Source organism: Nocardioides sp. (assembly GCF_050246775.1).
In the GTDB taxonomy this organism is placed as follows: domain Bacteria; phylum Actinomycetota; class Actinomycetes; order Propionibacteriales; family Nocardioidaceae; genus Nocardioides.
This window is the reverse complement of sequence record NZ_JBFWVK010000004.1, coordinates 328135-342098: the sequence shown is the minus strand read 5'-3', so window position 1 is coordinate 342098 and position 13964 is coordinate 328135. Positions and strand designations below refer to the sequence as shown.

Below are 13964 nucleotides of genomic sequence, written 5' to 3'. Positions count from 1 at the left end.
TTGGGTGACGACCTGGCAGACGACAAGCGGATGAAGCTCCGCTACGCCGGCGTGTGCCGACTCTGCGGCGTAGCCCTACCGGCACGGGAGGAAGCGGTCTACGAGCGGATCACCAAGACCGTCCGATGCGTCGAGTGCCCGGCTGAGGCTGCGGAAGTCCTCGTCGAGTCGGAAACTCAGCCTTCGCCAGTCGGGGACGTAAGCGGTGACAGTGGTGTCGCGGGTTCGTCGGCGCGGCGAGAGTATGAGCGGCGCAAGGCCAAGGACGAGGAGCGTCTCCGTCGGAAGTGGGGCAAGCTCGGAGGCATCGCCGTCGCGCTGTCCGACGAGAAGCAGAGCACGAAGGCGTGGGGCACCGGCGCGGTCGGGGAGGAGCGCCTGGGTGCACGGCTCGACTCCCTCGCCTCGGTGTCGATCGCGGTCCTGCACGACCGACGCATCCCCGGCTCGAAGGCCAACATCGACCACATCGCCATCACGGCCTCAGGTGTCTGGGTGATCGACGCCAAGCGATACAAGGGTCGCCCCGAGTTGAAGATCGAGGGCGGCATTCTCCGGCCCCGCGTCGAGAAAGTTCTCGTCGGCCGCCGCGACTGCACCAAGTTGGTCGACGGCGTGCTGAAGCAGATCGACCTCGTCCGTGAGGTCGTCGGCGACATCCCTGTCACGGGTGCACTCTGCTTCGTCGAAGCTGACTGGCCGCTCATCGGCAGTGCCTTCACGACCAGGGGCGTCCATGCGCTTTGGCCGAAACGGCTCGCGAAGCTGCTTGTTGAGGCTGAAGGACCAGTCGACGTACCCGTGACGCGGGAGGCGTTGGCGTCCCACTTCAGACCCGCCTGAACGGCCAGCGGAGAACGGCGAGGAGAACGCGCTTCAGCCCAACGCTGTGGCCTGTATTTGGTGGCTGACGTCGCGTGGCAGGTAGCGCCAGCTCTGTGGCGGTTGAACGCCGATGGACCGGATCACGCTGAGCGGAACGGGCTGTGTGGCTTCAACGACCTCGTCCAGCTCCAGGGCGTACGCGGCCTCGGCGCCGTGGAAATAGGCATCGAAAGTCGTTTGGTCGATCGCAGCGGCGTCCCCGATGGCTTGCCAAATGTCCTCGGGGCTGCCCTCCTGTACCCGCATGAGCTGGGCCCATCCGACGACAGCACGGGTGGGTGTTGAGGAGTAGAGCAGGACCAGGGAGCCGTCAGGTAGTGAGGGCCGGGTGCGCCGGAGTTCGACTGTCTTGGTCCCGTCCAGAATCGCCTCGGCGTATCGTGGCTTCACGGAGATGAGTAGGACGCGTTCGTCGCTGACATCTACTTCCTCTGGGAACGCGAGCTGAGGGGTGGCGGGTTCTCGGTCCCTGGCGCTCCGCTTCGAGGGCCGCACGCTCGATTCGATCGCCTTGACTGCGACATCGGCGATGTGGGGAAGTCTCACGAACGGAAGCCCTCCTCATAGAGACGTGCGAACTGCTGGCCGTCAATCTGGACGGGCGACTGAATCGTCAACTTAGCAGTGTGCCCCGTGAGCTCTCGCACCCGCCCGAGCGCGATCGGACGTACGAAGAGTTCGGTGTCGGCGAAGCGAAGAGCGTTCACTCGGCCCCGCTTGTCGGCGCTGGCGCGTACCTGTGTGAGGCTCCAAACGCCGAGGTGAGCAAACGCTCTGTGGAGTGCCTCGGGTGAGCCGACGATGCTCTCCACGAGGCGGGAACATGCGACCAGTTCCTGGTCCCTCGTGCTGGAGTACCAGAGGATGCGCCCAGGACCATCCAGGCGGTTGCGACCGCTCCGGTAGTAGACGTGCTCGCGCGACAGGCCGAGGCCAGCATCCCGAGAAACCAGGGTCGGCATATGGCCCAGCAGGTCGTCAGCAAACACTCCACGGATGGGCACGATGAAGGTGGGCAGGTCGGCGTCCGTGACCTTCGCGGGCCACCAAACCCGCTCGTACTCGGCAGCCTCAGCGCGCAACGGCGTCGTGTCGGCCCAACTGGTTGAAGGGTCGGTAGCCCCCGCGGTCTTTGCCGTGTTCTGCACATCCGACCAAGCGGCGACGACCCTAAGGGCGGTTGCCCGGAGCTGGCCGCTCGCACCAGCACTCTTGAATCCGTCTCGGCGAAGCACATCGGCGACGTCCTTGGACGCATGGTCGTCCCGCATCAGGATCGTGTCCAGGTTATCGCTGGCAGCGAGACGTCGTAGTGAGAGGACGATCTGACGCGTGATGGTCGGTAGGAGATCACTCTTGTTGACGCGCAGGAGGGGCACCTCCAGGGTGCGGCCAGTCTTGCGGGTCGCCCAGATGGCCAAGATCTCTCCGGTGGGGGTCAGCATCGCCTGTCGCGCGGTCCCGTCGGCCATGGATACCTCCGCCGCAATCTCTTTGATGAGCTTCCCGAAATCCGTCTTGCGCTCGCCTCCGTCGTTGTCGAGAAGGTGAACCAGTCGGTGCGCATGCCACGCGGCTGCGTCGCCCTTGGTCACCTGGTAGTCGGTCTGTTGCAGTTGAACCGGGAGGTAGTTGGCAGCGTCGGCTCGCTGCTCGATGTGGCCGGGGAGCTCGACGGGGTCGATGACGACGACATTGTGATCCTCGAAGGCAGGAGGCCCGAGATAGGTGACTGCATTTCCGTCGCGAGTGACAAACACTTCCGCCCCACCAGCGATCGACTCCGCAAGGAGTTGAGCATCGTCCGGGAGGCTCTCGTCCTTGGTAAGTGCAGCCTCGGGAATCGCTGCGATTAGGGCGTCCCGGATGGCCTTGACCTTCGACCTGTCACCGTTCAGGACCGTCATGGTGTTCACGGCAGCCGCCTGTAGCAGGAGGCCACGCTCCCGATCGTCTGGCGTGTTGTTGAGCTCGGTAGTGAGAGAGAACGGCCGTGCCAGACGGATCTGCTGGCTACCCGCCAACACGGCGACGCTCGCGGAGAATCGTTGCCGTCGGGCTGTGGACGTTCCGTAGAGGTCGCAGAAGACATTGCTATCCACCGAAACCAGGACCTGGTCGGGGTCATCGGCTGGAAGTGAGAAGAGATGCGTCGTCTCGTTGGGGCTCCACCATTCGGTGAGCAGACTGCCCTTCTTGCTCCGTCCGACAAGCTGTCGCACGGGCTCGAACCCCAGGGACGGCCAAACCTTGCTGGCCTCCCAGTCGTCCCTGCACCTGAGTCGCAGCCCAAGGCGATCGGCACATCTCTCCCGCACGAGCGCGATCAGGGCGTGAGCGACCCCCTTACCTTGGTGCTCATCGGCAACGCAGAGATGGACGATCCGCGCGTACCGATCCGCTCGCGCGGTGGGGTCGTAGAGGCAGTAGCCAGCCAGCGGCGGAGCCTTGGGATCAGACGCGATGTCTAGCGCAACGACGATGTGCGCGCGTCGCGCGGAGTCCTTGTATCCCGCGAAGGGCAGGTGACCCAAGGTGTTCCGATGCTTGTCGCCGAGGGCAATCACGTCCTCGACCCGCGATGCAGGAACGTCCTCGATCCCGACTACACGCAGCGCTCCAGAATCGCTGGTGGCAGAGAGATCGGTTGCACTCACACCTCAAGTGTGACCGAGCAGGCCGTCAGCCGGAGGGAACTCCGCTGTCCTCGTCGCTCGCAAGCTCGACGATCCTGGCAATTTCGGATCGAATGAAGTCCACACGAGACACGTCATGTTCGCATTCGGGGATTCTGCTCACAACTCGCTTGAGACGTTGCTCCAGCATCCTGAAGGACTGTCGGCGGCGGTAGATGTTGTTCATCGGGTTCACTCAGATTCCGTGTGCGGGCCGGACGGGGCCGACCTGTCCGCTCTGCCGGAAGGGGGCGAAGTCGGAAGCCCGGTCGATGCCTCGCCGCTCGGCGGGCAGAGAATTGGCTGCCTCCCACTCGCGCGGGTGCATCCCGCCCTGAACAGCGGCGGCGACGAGGTTGGCCAAGGCGTACGGCCTGTCGCGGGGCACTTGATCGAGGGCGCACCACGCCATCGCGCCGTGGCCGCTGAGCCAGCTCCCGAAGGCGAGAAGCGATGCCGGGGCAGCGCGTACCTCGTCGGGAGCTCTTCGGGTCATGTCGGTCCAGAGCGCGACGTGCGACGCTGCGTTGCCTCGGGCCATGTCGAGCCAGAGTCGGTCTCGGATCGGGATGGATTCGACGGCGACGAGGAGTCTCGCCGCATCGGCGTCGGAGAGTTTGACCCGGTCGCGGTGGAAGCGCTGGACGCGACTGTTCGCCCAGCGGCCCTCAAGCTTCGCCGTGTTCTCGCGCCCCGATGCCCGAGCCTCGGGCAGCAGCCTCGCCACCGGCTCCCGGTCGCCGACCAGCGACTCCGCGAGGGAAGTGCGACTGGCGGCCGGCTGGGTGCGCCCGCCCAGGACGGTCATGGCGGCGACACGCTCCCGAGCGGCGTCGGTCTGGAGGCCCATGTCGCCGGTGACAAGGTCGGCCCACCGGGTCTTGTCAGCCCACAACAGCAGGTGGGTGTCGATCCCGATGGTGTCGAGGCGCTCGGCGAACTCGCGGCCGACCAGATCGGCTTGCTGGCGGTCGGCGGTGAAGCACACGATGCCAACGGCCGCGCCGGGCTGGGCGTAACGGGTGAGGCCCTCGCGAATGGACCGCCAGACCAGCTCTTGCTCTCTGGGAGTGGTCGGGATGTCGACGCGGGCGACGGGGAGGTCCGAGCGCATCGGCACGAAGACGAGGGATTCTTGGGGCCTGAAGCGGAGCATGTGCGGGATGACCGCCACGAGCTCGTCGGGGGAGTGGATGGAGAGTGTCATACCTCTCAGGTGTGCGCCCCGAGCCGCTACACCACGGGGGTTACGCCCCTCGGTGCTGAGTGCATAGCCCGAGTCGGCGACCGTCCTCGTCATCCAAGTGCGACTCGCATCGCACGCATGCGACGCCGCGGAACAGCACGGCGGGCTGGTCGGAGTCTGCGGGCAGGGGAGTGGAGTCGTAGAGGTCGGCGAATCGTGTTGTCAGGTGGGGGTGGCGCCGGCCCAGCATGCGATGCACGTCTGCTGGGGTGCGTGGCGGGTTCTTCGCGACGTCCGCAAGCAGACCCACGCCGCCGCGGTACGCGAACTCGCTGAACCGGATCGCCATGAAGTAGTCCGGGTTGACTGCGCTCATCTCGTGCCCGGCCAGGTCCTCGAAGGCGAAGTCGTCCACATCGGTGGTGATCAGATAGCGAGCTCCGGCGCGGATCGCGTCGGCCGCGACCTGACGATCCTCTACCGAGGTCGTCACCAGACCCTTGGTGCTCTTCGCTGACGGCGACAGTTCCATGGCCAAGATGTCGGTACGCAGCGTTGAGACTCGCGTCGAGGTGCCCCGGGTATGCCGGTCGGCCTCGGCTTCGACATGGGGTGACCAAACAGCGCGTAGTTCGTCGACCCGGGCACCGGCGATGACCAGCGTTCGAGTGACGGGGGAGGCGAGGGTGTTCGCGTCCAGGAACAGGACAGCGGACTCACTCACCGAACAGCTCGGCCTCGATGTCGGCGGCGCTGGCTTCGGCCATCCGCCGCATCAGCTCGTGGCTGTAACGCTCGAACTCGGCCAGAGGAATGCGGTGATGGGTGCCGACCTTCGTTGCCTTCAGGTCGCCGTCGGCGATCCGGCGCAGCACGGTCGTCCGCGACATGCCCAGCCGCTTGGCTACCTCAGCGGGGGACAGCAGCTCCACCCGTGCGGAGACATCGACGACCTCGCCGCGCGCCTTGGCCGACTCCAGGAACGCGCGAAGCGTCGCCCAGTCGTCGTCGGACAGATGCGCCGGGTTGATCGTCAGCGACTCACTCATAGACACCACTCTACCTCGCCGATGGTCACTTGCAACAGGATAAGTGACCATCACTGCGTTGACCTGTGGACGTTTGCGAGCGACTGCGCCGGTGCCATGGTTGGGCGCGGTTTGGGCGCGCTTTGATTCGCAAAGCCCCTCAATGGCTCGCTGTCGCCAGCAGGGGCCGAAACCGGCATCGTTGCAGGTCAGCGGCTACTTTCAGCCATCCGCCGCAGTCGAGCGCAAAGGTGCGCAGTCCCGCGTAACGTCACCTGTGTCTTCCCGATGACGCATCATGTCGAATGCGTCGCACTGCTGGAGAAGCGCCGCTGACCTGCGAAACGCAGCTCAGCGAGCCACACGTAGGTCATCCACGACACGCGATACCCGACCCTGGCTGCGAAGGCGACCCACACCCGAGTGCGCATCGGCCGGTCCGGGCGCTCGACCCCAGCACACGCAGGTGCCGTCACATCGTGATGGCGACCTTCCCGCGGATGGCCCCGTCCTCAAGGCGCCGCACCGCGTAGGCCGCACGCTCGAGCGGGTAGCAGCGGTCCAAGGCGGGAGTCAGCTGGCCGGACTCGACGAGCCGGGCGAGCCGCTCGTAGTCGGTGGAGCGTTCACGGGCCAGCAGCAGGACGAGGCGTTGGCCGATGAAGGGGGAGAGAAGCGCTCCGCCGACCTGTCGACGCATCCCCGTGATGACGCCGCTGCTCTCACCGCCGACGAAGACCGCCGTCCCCCGCGGCGTCAGGGCACGACGAAGCCGGCTGACGGGCGGGTTGCCGGCAATGTCGAGGATCAGGTCGTAGCGGCGTGTGCCGTCGGCCCAGTCATCGCGGCTGTAGTCGATGACGTGGTGGGCGCCGAGAGCGGCGACGTGGTCGAGCTTGGCGCTGCTGCACACGCCGGTCACCTCAGCGCCCAAGCTGGCGGCCAGCTGCACCGCGTAGCTGCCGACGCCGCCCGAGGCACCGGTGATCAGCACGGACTGGCCGGGCTGGACCTTGCCTGCGTCGGTGAGAGCCTGAAGGGCGGTGCCCGCCGAGATCGGGATGACGGAGGCCTCCGCGAAGGACACGTTCGCCGGTTTGTGCGCCAACCGGTTCTCGCCGGTCACCGCGAACTCCGCGAAGGACCCGGGCGCGACTCCGTAGACCTCGTCGCCGGGGGAGAAGCGTGTCACCTTCGCACCGACCTCCACGACGGTCCCCGCGAGGTCGCGGCCGGGCACGGGGTTCTTCGGTCGGCGGATGCCGGAGGCGAGGCGTACGGCGTACGGCTTGCCGGTCATCAGGTGCTCGGTGCCACGGTCCAGCCCGGCGGCGTGCACGCGGATCAGCACCTTGTCATCCTGGACGCCGGGGCGAGGCACCCGCGCGAGTCGCAGCACCTCGGAGTTGCCGTAGCGGGTCTGGGTGATGCCCCGCATCGTGTCGGTCGACGTGGCGGTGGCTTCGTGATTCATGGGGAGTGTCCTTCTTGTGGGGAGTGTGACGGGGTGTGGGATCAGATCGGGGGCATGGGGTCGTACTGGATGTAGCGACGGGCCTCGCGGGCGCGCTCGACGTCGGTGAGCCGCGCCACGAGGTGCAGGGCCATGTCGATGCCGGCGCTGACGCCGGCGCTGGTGATGACGTCACCGTCGTCGACGAAGCGTGCTGCGACGTCGGTGATGATCGTGGGGTCGAGCTCGGAGAGCAGGTTCAGGGACGCCCAGTGGGTGGTGGCCCGACGGCCCGTCAGCAGGCCGGCGGCCGCGTAGACCAGGCTCCCGGTGCAGACCGAGGTCATCAGCGGCACCGAGTCCCGGAGGCTGCGGACCCATCCGAGGTGGTCGGGGTCCAGGAGCATGGGCCTGGTGCCGGGCCCGCCCGGGTGGATGAGTACGTCGAGTGGCGGAGCGTCGTCGAACGAGTGGTGCGCTCCCAGCACGAGGGACTTCGCACCGACGACGGGCTGCCCGTCCGCCGACAGGCAGAAGGCGTCCCAGCCGTCCACGGGACGGGTCTGGGTCCAGTGGGAGAGGACCTCCCACGGGCCTACGGCGTCCAGCTCCTCCACTCCGTCGAAGACGAGGATCCCGATCTGCCGACGCCGCGGCACCCGCGTGGGCCTGCCGTGGGCGGGGTCAGTGGGGGATGGGGGGTGCATGGGGGGCCTCCTCGTGGTCGATCGTCAGGTGGGGCGCGATCACGCCCGACGTGACCGATCCTGCGGGCTGGACCGGTGGGGTCGCCCCGGTCAAAATGCCGGGTTGCACGGAATACTCGGGCTCGTGAGCGTGGTTGTTCGGCACGTGCTGGTCGGCCGGGGCCCCGAGCGGGCGGTCCTGGCGGCGCTGGTCGACGGTGCCCGCCACGGGACGGCCGGAACCGTCGTCGTACGAGGCGAGCCGGGCGTCGGCAAGTCAGCGTTGCTCGACGCGATGGTCGCCGACGGTGACGAAGCCACCGTGCTGCGCACCCAGGGCCTCGAGGTCGAGGCGCCGCTCGCCTTCGCGGCACTGCACCGCCTGCTGAGGCCACTGGCCCGGTTGCGCGAGCAGCTTCCGCCGCCCCAGGCGCGTGCCCTCCGGGTGGCGCTCGGTGAGGAAGACGGCCCCTCGGTCGAGCCCTTCCTGGTGGGGGTGGCCGCGTTGTCGCTGCTGACGGCTGCGGCTGAGGAGAGCCTCGTGCTGTGCGTCGTCGACGACGCACACTGGTTGGACCCGGCCAGCGCGGAAGCGCTGTTGTTCTGTGCGCGGCGGCTCGGGGCGGACCGGGTGGCAATGGTGTTCGCGGCGCGCGACGATGCGGCGGCGGTCTTCGAGGCGCCCGGACTGGCCGAGCTGGTCCTCACTGGTCTCGACGCCGAGGAATCCCGCGCCCTCTTGACCGCCAGGCTGGGCGCTGACCCGCCAGACGTCGTTGCCCAACGGCTCATCGCGGAGACGGGCGGCAACCCGCTGGCCCTCCTCGAGCTGCCCGGAGAGCTCACGGCAGCCCAGCTCGAGGGCTCGGCCGCCCTCCCTGCGACGCTCCACCTCACCGCCCGGGTCGAGCAGGCCCTGCTGGACCGCAGCCGCCGACTGCCGGCTTCGGTGCAGCGCCTGCTGCTGCTCGCGGCCGCCGACGACACCGGCCAGCCCGACGTGCTGCGTCGTGCGGGCATGCACTGGGGACTGGGCGATGGCGCGCTGGAGCGCGCGATCGACTCCGGACTGCTGGTGGATGCGGGCGGCTCGGTCACCGTGCGGCACCCCCTGGTCCGCTCGGCGATCTACCAGGCCGCGGCCGGGGCGGACCGCCGGGCAGCTCACCGGGCGTTGGCCGCGGCGTTGGCCGGATCAGGGCACCAGGACCGCGAGGTCTGGCACCGCGCCTGCGCCGCCGAGGGACCGAACCCCGACCTGGTCGACGCTCTCGAGGTCGTGGGTGACCGCTCCCAACGACGCGGTGGCCACGTCGCGGCTCTGGCCGCCTACGAGCGGGCGGCGGAGCTGTCCACCGACGCCGTACGACGCGCCCACCTGAGCTTCGCGGCGGCGCGCAGCGCGTGGGCCTGCGGGCAGGCGGCGCGCGCACAGGAGCTGCTGCGGGCCTCCCGGGAAGGCACGGAAGACCCCCTCCTGCTGTGTGACGTGGCACGGTTGCGCGGGCACATCGAGGTGAACATCGGCTCGGCCCCGGAGGCGCACCGCACGTTCGTGGACGCAGCGCACGCGGTCCTCCCGGCCGACCCGGTCCGCGCCCTCGACATCGGTGTCGCCGCGGCCGTGATGCGCACCTTCGGCGCCGACAGTGGCACGCCGCTACACACCGATGAGCTCCTGACGGCCACGACCGCGGACTCGTCTGCGCGGACACGGTGCCTGCGCCAGATGCTGGTGGCGATGACCCTGGTCGCGGACGCGGAATGGGGAGCCGCAGCGGATGCGCTCGACGTCGCCCTCGAGATCGGTGAGGACGTCGACGACCGCGATGTTCTGTGGAACCTCGGCAACGCCGCCCTCCAACTCGGTGCCGACGGCCCTCAGCAGCGCTTCTACTCCTATGCCCTGGCGAGGGCGCGCGAGGCGGGCGCCGCGACCGCGGTGACGTACTGCCTACAGCGGCTGTGCTTCGGTCACTGGACGACGGGCGACCACGTCAGCCTGCGCGTCAGTGCCGAAGAAGCCATGGCGCTGGGGCTGAGCATCGGGCAACCAGCCGTGACCGCGCTTCCGGTGGCCTGGCTGCTGCTGCTGGCGGCCGTGCAGGGGCACGACGACTACGACGAGCTCCGGATGCGGCTGGAGGACCTCGTGGCGACCCATCCGCTCGGGATCATGACCGACCCGGTGCACGACCTGAGGAGGTGGGCCACGGGCATCCGGTCGGCGAGCACCGGAGACACGTCCGGCGCCTTCCACCAGCTCGGTCACCTGCGCCTCCCCGTCCTCCAGCGCCTGTCTGCCATTGAGCGGATCGAGGCCGCCGTCCGTGCCGGCGAGGTCGTGACAGCACAGGCCTGGACCGAGGACCTCGCGTCGTTCGCCGAGGCCACGCGGCGGCCGTGGGCGCTCTGCGCCGTAGCGTTCGGCAGGGCGCTGACGACCGATGCCGATCCCGAGATGCTGTTCCAGCGGGCGCTGTCGGACGGTGCCGTCGGCGGACGTCCCCACGACGTGGCGCGCGTCGAGCTGGCCTACGGCGAGTGGCTCCGCCGCAGCCAACGGCGCGTGGACGCCCGGCTGCACCTGCGCCGAGCCCTCGAGACCTTCCAAGACGTGCGGGCCGAGTCGCTGGCGCTGCGCGCGGAGTCGGAGCTGCGGGCCTCGGGCGAGACCGCACGCAAGCGTGACCCCTCGACCTTGCTGCAGCTCACGCCGACCGAGCTCAAGATCGCCCAGCTCGTGAGCTCGGGCATGTCCAACAAGGAGGTGGCCGCGCAGTGCTGGATCTCCCCGCGCACGGTGGCCTTCCACCTGCGCAACGTCTTCGCCAAGGCCGGGGTCACCTCCCGGGGCGAGCTGGCCCGGCTCGACCTCGGCTGATCCGCTCGCTGCCCCGACCGACGACATCCAGGCCATCTGACCGGGGTGACCATCCCTCCGAACGACGACGCTCGAGCGCAGTGCGACGCCCACCACTGCGAGAGCGAGAAGTCCATGAGCATCGACGTCCACCACCACGTCCGACCGACCGGCCACAGCGTCCGGGGGAGAACCCCCACCGGGGTCGTCCTCGGCTCTCTGACCGCCGGCGCTACCGCTACCGCCCTGCTGATCCTGGTGGTTCTCCCGGGCGCCACCGAAGGCGTGACTACCGGAGCAGCGCTCCTGGGTTTCGCCCTCGGCTGGGCGATGCTGCACGTCCTCGCCGGACGACGGGGTCAGCCCCAGCGCTGGGCCGCCGTCCCCGCCGTGGCGATGGCGTCCACCGGTGCTGCGCTGGTGGCCAGCGCACCGTCGGAGCACACGATGGCGACGCTCACGTGGGTGTGGCCGCCCCTCGCGCTGGCCGTGAGCGTCTCGACGTACGTCCGGATGCGACGCACCCTGAAGGGGGCAGGCCGCTGGGCGGTGACGACCGTGCTGGTGTTGCTCGCCGCTGCCTCGGTGGGAGCCGGCATCAGGAACCTCACCACCGACTCCTTCGCCAGCACCTATCCGGCGCCGGGCGAGATCCACTCCGTGGGCGACCACGACCTCCAGATCGACTGCCGCGGCCAGGGCCACCCGACCGTCGTGCTCGTCAGCGGCCTCGGTGAGTTCTCCGCGTCGTGGGCGCGCATCGCCGACGGCGTCGCCCCCACCACCCGTGTCTGCGCGTACGACCGAGCGGGTCAGGGATGGAGCGACGACGTCGAGCACCCGCAGGACGGCATCGCGGCCGCCGCGGACCTCCACGCACTGCTGGCGGCAGCGGGAGAGACCGGCCCGTTCGTGCTCGCGGGCCATTCAATTGGCGGCCCCTACGCCATGACGTACGCCGACCTGTACGCCCACGAGGTGGCGGGCATGGTGCTGATCGACAGCACCAGCCCCCACCAGTTCGACGCGATCCCGGGCTACCCCATCCAGTTCGCGATGATGCGGCGCGCGTACGGCGTCATGCCCACGCTGGCACGGCTCGGGCTTGGGGCAGCGCTGGCCGGTTCGCGCCTTCCCACCGAGGATGCGGCCCAGGTCGACGCCATGTCGGCAACTCCCCGCGCAGGCCGCAACGCCCGTGACGAGCTCTCGATGCTCCCCGTGGTTTTCCGCCAGGCCCAGGCGCTCACCACTCTCGGAGACCGGCCCCTCGTCGTGCTGACCAGTGCCGAGAACGCCCGTGACACCGACGGCTGGACCGCGGCCCAGTCGGCCATGGCAGAGCTGTCCCGCAACGCCGTCCACGGCGAGGCTTCGGCCAGCCACGCCGGCATGCTCGAGGATCCGCTGGGCGCGGCCGCCTCGGTGCAGGCCATCGCGTCCGTCGTCCGTGCGGTCCGCTCCGGGGCGCCCCTCACGACGCCCTGAAATCGCGACGACCGGGTGGAACCCGGCCATTCGGCCGGTTCGACCGAGGCGGTGCAGCAGCAGCGTGAAGACATCAGCCAACAACGGCAATCCAGGCGGTGAGGACGATGAACAGGATCTCGACGATCTCGGACACGACGCAGGCGGCGCACGTCGACGCGCACCTGCCCCGACTGGCCGCGTGAGGAGTGGGATCCATGAACACGACAGCCACAGCTCGCTCAGCTCAGTCGGTGGCCGCCAAGGCACGGCGCGATCGGATCGCGCTCGGCCTGCTGGTGTCCGCGCAGTTCCTCGTCATGCTGGACACCTCGATCGTGAACGTCGCGCTGCCCTCGATCCAGACCGAGCTCGGCTTCGGTCCGGCGGCCGTGACCTGGGTCGTGAATGCCTACGTCCTGGCCTTTGCGGGGCTGCTGCTGCTGTCGGGCCGGGCCGCAGACCTGTTCGGTCGCCGCCGCGTCTTCGTCGTCGGGGCGTCCCTCTTCACAGTCGGAACCCTCCTCGCGACAGTGGCGGTGACCAAGGAGCTGTTGATCCTGGGCCGCGTCGTCCAAGGGATCGGTGCCGCCGGCCTGAGTCCGGCGGCCATGTCCCTGCTGCTGGTCACGTTCCCCGCCGCGCAACGCGCGCGGGCGATGGGAGCGTGGGGTGCCGCCTCGACACTGGGTGGAGCCACCGGCGTCGTGAGCGGGGGAGTGCTCGCCGGCACCGCGGGTTGGCGGGCCGTGTTCCTGGTGACCGTTCCGGTGTCCCTGGCTGCCATCGCCCTGGCCCGGCGAGTGCTGGTGGAGGATGCGCCGGGTGTCCGACGTACCGTCGACTGGGCGGGCGCCGTCGCTGTGACGGGGGCGGTGATCACCCTCGTGCACGGTGCTGTCGACGCCGTCGACCACGCCTGGACCTCCCCGCGGGTCCTCGGACTGTTCGCCGTCTCGATGGTCCTGATGGCGGCCTTCGTCGTCATCGAGCGACGGGCCGTGGACCCGCTGCTCCCGCTCGAGCTCTTCGGGTCCCGGCTGCTGCGCAGGGGCACGGCTGTTGCGTTGCTCGGGGGAGCGACCCGGGGGTCGACCTTCGTCCTGGTGGCGCTGTACTTCCAGCAGGTCCTGGCTATGTCTCCGGAGCAGGCGGGCTTCGCCATGGTCCCTACGTCCCTGACGGGTTTCGCCGTCTCGTTGGCCGTGCTGCCACGAGTGTTGCGCGCGATCGGGCCGGTGCACAGCATGGTCCTGGGGCTCGTCGTCCTCGCCGCAGGGCACCTCTGGCTGGCGAACGCGCCAACCGGATCCGCGTACGCCGTCGCTGTCCTCCCGGCCCTGCTCCTGGTCGCGACGGGCGTCGCCCTCAGCTTCACCCCCACGACGATGGTCCTCGCCTCGGCGGTGCCCGCCAGTCACACCGGTCTGGCGTCCGGGCTCGCCGGCGCCTCGATGCAGGTGGGTGGCGCGCTCGGGACGGCCGCCTTCATCGTCATCGGCATCTCCTGGGGTCGTCCGGGTGGGGGAGCCCTCGACGCCGCGGGCTTCTCCGCAGCATTCACCGCGGCCGCAGTCGTCGCGCTGCTCACCGCTGCACTGGGAGCGACGCTCGCGCGGCGTCGCTCCTGACCCCTCAACCCCGGACATGTGACCGGGGCGACCAGGTCGCATCTCTTGCAGTCTCGACCTCACCGGACCAGCACCACCCCATCCGCACCG

Annotated in this window: 11 protein-coding genes; 4 read left to right on the top strand and 7 right to left on the bottom strand. The window is 69.1% G+C overall.

Annotation, left to right across the window (positions count from 1 at the left end; genetic code table 11):
* Positions 1 to 843: a nuclease-related domain-containing protein gene (locus AB7I40_RS18510; RefSeq protein ID WP_428348118.1), complete on the top strand. Its 843-nt coding sequence runs from the start codon at positions 1 to 3 to the stop codon at positions 841 to 843.
* A gap of 33 nt (positions 844 to 876) precedes the next feature.
* Here AB7I40_RS18510 and AB7I40_RS18505 read toward each other — a convergent pair whose 3' ends face one another.
* The 7 genes from AB7I40_RS18505 to AB7I40_RS18475 all read right to left on the bottom strand — a co-directional run bounded on the left by AB7I40_RS18505 (position 877) and on the right by AB7I40_RS18475 (position 7934).
* Positions 877 to 1275: an ASCH domain-containing protein gene (locus AB7I40_RS18505; RefSeq protein WP_428348117.1), complete on the bottom strand. Its 399-nt coding sequence runs from the start codon at positions 1273 to 1275 to the stop codon at positions 877 to 879.
* A 152-nt stretch (positions 1276 to 1427) separates the two neighbouring features.
* Positions 1428 to 3542, bottom strand: coding sequence for a GNAT family N-acetyltransferase (locus AB7I40_RS18500; RefSeq protein WP_428344612.1), 2115 nt, complete (start codon positions 3540 to 3542; stop codon positions 1428 to 1430).
* Between the two features lie 214 nt (positions 3543 to 3756).
* The gene (locus AB7I40_RS18495; protein ID WP_428344611.1) at positions 3757 to 4767 is read right to left on the bottom strand and encodes a DUF4192 domain-containing protein; all 1011 of its coding nucleotides are present in this window, start codon (positions 4765 to 4767) and stop codon (positions 3757 to 3759) included.
* 40 nt (positions 4768 to 4807) lie between these two features.
* Positions 4808 to 5470: a hypothetical protein gene (locus AB7I40_RS18490; RefSeq protein ID WP_428344610.1), complete on the bottom strand. Its 663-nt coding sequence runs from the start codon at positions 5468 to 5470 to the stop codon at positions 4808 to 4810.
* A complete protein-coding gene (locus AB7I40_RS18485) occupies positions 5463 to 5795 on the bottom strand; it encodes an excisionase family DNA-binding protein (protein ID WP_428344609.1) in 333 nt (110 codons plus the stop codon). The genes AB7I40_RS18490 and AB7I40_RS18485 overlap by 8 nt, the downstream gene beginning before the upstream one ends.
* Positions 5796 to 6246: 451 nt before the next feature.
* Positions 6247 to 7248 (bottom strand): NAD(P)-dependent alcohol dehydrogenase, encoded by a 1002-nt coding sequence (locus AB7I40_RS18480; RefSeq protein WP_428344608.1) that lies wholly within the window; start codon positions 7246 to 7248, stop codon positions 6247 to 6249.
* Positions 7249 to 7289: 41 nt separating this feature from the next.
* Positions 7290 to 7934, bottom strand: a complete 645-nt coding sequence (locus AB7I40_RS18475) for a DJ-1/PfpI family protein (RefSeq protein ID WP_428344607.1) — start codon at positions 7932 to 7934, stop codon at positions 7290 to 7292.
* Positions 7935 to 8058: 124 nt separating this feature from the next.
* Between AB7I40_RS18475 and AB7I40_RS18470 the strand changes: the two genes are divergently transcribed.
* The 3 genes from AB7I40_RS18470 (at position 8059) to AB7I40_RS18460 (ending at position 13874) form a co-directional block, all read left to right on the top strand.
* On the top strand, positions 8059 to 10797 hold the full coding sequence (locus AB7I40_RS18470) for an AAA family ATPase (protein WP_428344606.1): 2739 nt from the start codon (positions 8059 to 8061) through the stop codon (positions 10795 to 10797).
* Positions 10798 to 10842: 45 nt separating this feature from the next.
* The gene (locus tag AB7I40_RS18465) at positions 10843 to 12264 is read left to right on the top strand and encodes an alpha/beta fold hydrolase (RefSeq protein ID WP_428344605.1); all 1422 of its coding nucleotides are present in this window, start codon (positions 10843 to 10845) and stop codon (positions 12262 to 12264) included.
* Positions 12265 to 12461: 197 nt separating this feature from the next.
* A complete protein-coding gene (locus AB7I40_RS18460) occupies positions 12462 to 13874 on the top strand; it encodes an MFS transporter (RefSeq protein WP_428344604.1) in 1413 nt (470 codons plus the stop codon).
* Positions 13875 to 13964 lie beyond the last annotated feature (90 nt).